General features: G+C 65.2%; 1 protein-coding gene. It reads right to left on the reverse strand.

Features of this window, described 5'->3' with window-relative positions; all coding sequences use genetic code 11:
• Positions 1-709: hypothetical protein (locus tag U5809_RS34570; protein ID WP_322089851.1), on the reverse strand; the 709-nt coding region annotated here is incomplete at both ends.

A 709-nucleotide genomic window follows, 5' to 3' on the forward strand; every position in this document is an offset into this window, starting at 1 on the left:
TAGCTCGGTCAGGTCGCTGTCGACCTCCACGTCGACCGGCCTGTCGTCGGCCACCAGCTCGATCGGTTCGCTGTCGACTGGCCTCTCGTCGACCAATAGCTCGGTCGCCTCGCTGTCGACTTCCACGTCGACGGGTCTGTCGTCGGCCACCAGCTCGATCGGCTCGCTCTCGACCGGCCTCTCGTCGACCAACAGCTCGGTCACTTCGCTGTCGACCTCCACGTCGACGGGCCTGTCGTCGGCCACCAGCTCAATCGGCTCGCTGTCGACCGGCCTCTCGTCGACCAACAGCTCGGTCACTTCGCTGTCGACCTCCACGTCGACCGGTCTGTCGTCCGCCACCAGTTCGATCGGCTCGCTCTCGACCGGCCTCTCGTCGACCAACAGCTCGGTCACTTCGCTGTCGACTTCCACGTCGACCGGTCTGTCGTCCGCCACCAGTTCGATCGGCTCGCTCTCGACCGGCCTCTCGTCGACCAACAGCTCGGTCACTTCGCTGTCGACCTCCACGTCGACGGGTCTGTCGTCGGCCACCAGCTCCATCGGCTCGCTGTCGACTGGCCTCTCGTCGACCAATAGCTCGGTTACCTCGCTGTCGACTTCCACGTCGACGGGTCTGTCGTCTGCCACCAGCTCGATCGGTTCGCTGTCGACTGGCCTCTCGTCGACCAATAGCTCGGTCGCCTCGCTGTCGACTTCCACGTCGACC

The organism is Burkholderia sp. BCC1999 (genome assembly GCF_905339975.1).
GTDB lineage: Bacteria > Pseudomonadota > Gammaproteobacteria > Burkholderiales > Burkholderiaceae > Burkholderia.